Annotated in this window: 5 protein-coding genes; 2 read left to right on the plus strand and 3 right to left on the minus strand. The window is 25.1% G+C overall.

Annotation, left to right across the window (positions count from 1 at the left end):
• Positions 1-180: 180 nt before the first annotated feature.
• Complete coding sequence (locus AMN83_RS01695; protein WP_075503859.1) at positions 181-696, minus strand: thiamine phosphate synthase; 516 nt, start codon at positions 694-696, stop codon at positions 181-183.
• A gap of 5 nt (positions 697-701) precedes the next feature.
• On the opposite strand from AMN83_RS01695, the gene AMN83_RS01700 reads away from it, so the two are divergent.
• Positions 702-1,361: a YggS family pyridoxal phosphate-dependent enzyme gene (locus tag AMN83_RS01700; RefSeq protein ID WP_075503861.1), complete on the plus strand. Its 660-nt coding sequence runs from the start codon at positions 702-704 to the stop codon at positions 1,359-1,361.
• On the opposite strand, the gene AMN83_RS01705 is transcribed toward AMN83_RS01700, so the two are convergent.
• Complete coding sequence (locus AMN83_RS01705) at positions 1,358-1,852, minus strand: L,D-transpeptidase family protein (RefSeq protein WP_075503863.1); 495 nt, start codon at positions 1,850-1,852, stop codon at positions 1,358-1,360. The two genes, AMN83_RS01700 and AMN83_RS01705, sit on opposite strands and share 4 nt — an antisense overlap.
• Positions 1,853-1,868: 16 nt before the next feature.
• On the opposite strand from AMN83_RS01705, the gene AMN83_RS01710 reads away from it, so the two are divergent.
• Positions 1,869-2,426 (plus strand): winged helix-turn-helix domain-containing protein, encoded by a 558-nt coding sequence (locus AMN83_RS01710; protein ID WP_075503865.1) that lies wholly within the window; start codon positions 1,869-1,871, stop codon positions 2,424-2,426.
• A 106-nt stretch (positions 2,427-2,532) separates the two neighbouring features.
• On the opposite strand, the gene AMN83_RS01715 is transcribed toward AMN83_RS01710, so the two are convergent.
• Positions 2,533-2,962, minus strand: a 430-nt coding sequence (locus AMN83_RS01715) for a TIGR02466 family protein (RefSeq protein ID WP_218960971.1), incomplete at its 5' end; no start/stop codon positions are given.

Here is a 2,962-nt window from a genome sequence, read left to right on the forward strand (position 1 = left end):
AGTGCCGCTTACACAATGGGTGGTATGACTTTATCAGTTGCAATTGCTGAAGAGGAAAACAGAGGTGGATCGACTGCTGCGGCAAACGATGTAGAAGGTTACGCAGTTAACCTTGCTTTTGCGTTCTAATTTAGTTTAAAAATTAAATTATAAAAGGGCCCCTTTTTAGGGGCCTTTTTTTTATTCAAAAAAAGATATTCCAGCAAAATCTTGTCGCTTTAAAAGATTAAGTTTCTTTAAATTATTTTTAGAAATTCCTCCTAGAGCAACCATATTAATTTTGCTTAAGCTTGTAAGTATTTTATATTTATTAATTCCTAAAAAATTTTTATTTTTCTTAAATAAAGAGGATAAGAAAATTTCATTCACTTTCTGTCTTTCTTTTATTCTTATTTCTTTAAGGTTATGTGCAGACCCAATTATATTAAAATTTTTTTTATAGGAGTAGGACAAATGTTCATTTTTTTTATTAAAAGAAGGAATATATACCCCATCTAAATCAAGTTTGATTGCAAGTTTTATATCATTTGATAAATAAAATTTTATGTTTCTCTTTTTGCAATACCCTTTGATTTTTAAAATGAGTTTTTCGTTTTTAATTTTTGAAGAATAATTTCTGTAAATAATAACAGTTTGTCTATCTTGTTTATTAATATTATTTGTTTCCAATTTGTTTATAAAGTAATATTTTCTCATAACATATGCATCATACTATAAGAAATTTATTAAATATTCAGGATAATATTAAAATACAACTTAATAAATTAAATATAAATAATATTCCAAAAATTGTAGCTGTCTCAAAAACTTTTAAAGTTGATAAAATTTTACCTCTTATAGAACAAGGTCATATTGATTACGGTGAAAATAAAGTCCAGGAGGCTGTTGAAAAGTGGACTGAAATAAAAAAAAAATACCCAAGAGTAAAATTACATATGATCGGTAAATTACAAACCAATAAAGTAAAATTTGCTGTTCAAATATTTGATTATATACATTCAGTAGATAGTGAAAAACTTGCAAAAAAAATTTTTGATGAACAAAATAAAATAAATAAAAAAATTAAATTATTTTTACAAGTAAATATTGGTGACGAAAATCAAAAATCAGGTATCAATAAGAATAATTTAGTTCATTTAATTTCGTCATGTAAAGAGATGGGTTTAGATGTAATAGGCCTGATGTGCATTCCTCCAGCTAATATTGACCCAGAGGTCTACTTTAAAGAAATGAATAAACTAAACAAAATTTTTGGTTTCTCCGAGTTAAGCATGGGAATGTCTTCGGATTTTATTTTGGCTGTTAAGCATATGTCAACATATGTTAGAATTGGATCTAGTATTTTTGGAGAAAGATCTTAAAGAATTTTTATTTTTGAATTCTTTTTAATTAATTTAAGCATAATTAAAAAATCCTTTTCTTTCAATGCAATACATCCAGCTGTAGGTCTATAATTTTTAGTTAGATGTATAAAAATACAACTTCCTTTTTCAACAATTGGTTTTTTAAAGTTATATTTAATCGGTATTAGTAAATTATATTTATAATCTCTTCTTTTTAATTTTTCGTGTTTAATATTATTTTTTATCTTAAAAAGTTTATTATATTTTTTCGGAAAATGAATATCGTCACACCATCCCATATATTTTTTGATTTCAATACATTTTAATGAAGTAGCAGGTTTTTGTTTGCGATCCCCCCTAAAATAAAGATTTTCTATTTCGAAAGTTCCCTTTGGGGTTTTTTTATCTCCTTCTTTCTTATTTTTTGTTGATCCATTTTTTCCAATACAGCACCTAAATTTAAATTCATCTATTTGAAGTGTATGTTTATTTTTAACTAAAATTGTCATATTCTATTTTTTAAGAATGCAAAATTTAATAATTTACAAGTTTACCTCATTATTTCATATTCTTGAAGAACTTGGTTCAAATTTTAACTTCAGCATCAGCCTCGTAGATAGTGAAAGTTCTTTAAATGAAAAAATTAAAAATCTTAATAATTATGTGATTGTATCAGACAAAAAATATTCAAACATTAGAAATACTTTAGTCCTAAGTAATATGCCAATAAAATTTTTGAAGCTGGTAGAAAAGATAAACATAGAATTTTTAAAACTACAATTTAATAATCAGTCTGAAATCAATGTGAACAACTATACGATTGATCTTAATTCTAGAGAAATATTATTAAATAGAAAAAAGCTTAAGCTTACTGAAAAAGAAATTAATACAATTATTTATTTATCTAAGTCACTTAATTCAGTTAGTATTGATGAATTACAAGAAAAAGTGTGGAGCTACCAATCTGATATAGAAACTCATACTGTCGAGACTCATATTTATAGACTAAGAAAAAAAATTCTAAACACTTTTAATGATAATGAATTTATAATTAGTAAAAAAAATGGTTATCAGATCAAATAAGAAAAATCCAATGGCCAAAGACTTATTTACAAAAAAATATAGATCAAAAATAGTAAAACCCAAAAAGGGTAAGGGTAGTTATAAAAGAAAAAAATGAAATCTAATTTTATTTAATATCTACATTAAAACTTATTACAATACGATCTTCACCTGACTCATTTTTTCCAACTTTGTGAGGTAAATAACTTGGAAATATAAGAAGATCTCCCTCATTTATATCAATAGATGCTACCTCTAAATTTAATTCATTTTGTGATGCAATCTCAGGGAAAAAATGTCTTTTAGCAATGTTTGGGTTTTCAATTTCAAACTTTCCACAATTTTTTCTAGCTTTGACATAATAGGCTGAACTTAAATAGCTGTTAGGGTGTGTATGTAAAACATTAAAATCGTCCCTTTCATTAATTATTGCCCACATTTCTGATATTCTAATATTTTTATTTTTTACCTTCCAACCAAAGTTTTGAAAGGCATTTATTATATATTCTTGTAATTTTACTCCAAATTTGTGTTGAATTGAATTTGGGTCAGTTAAT

The sequence above is a fragment of the Candidatus Pelagibacter communis genome (genome assembly GCF_001180025.1).
GTDB lineage: Bacteria > Pseudomonadota > Alphaproteobacteria > Pelagibacterales > Pelagibacteraceae > Pelagibacter > Pelagibacter ubique_A.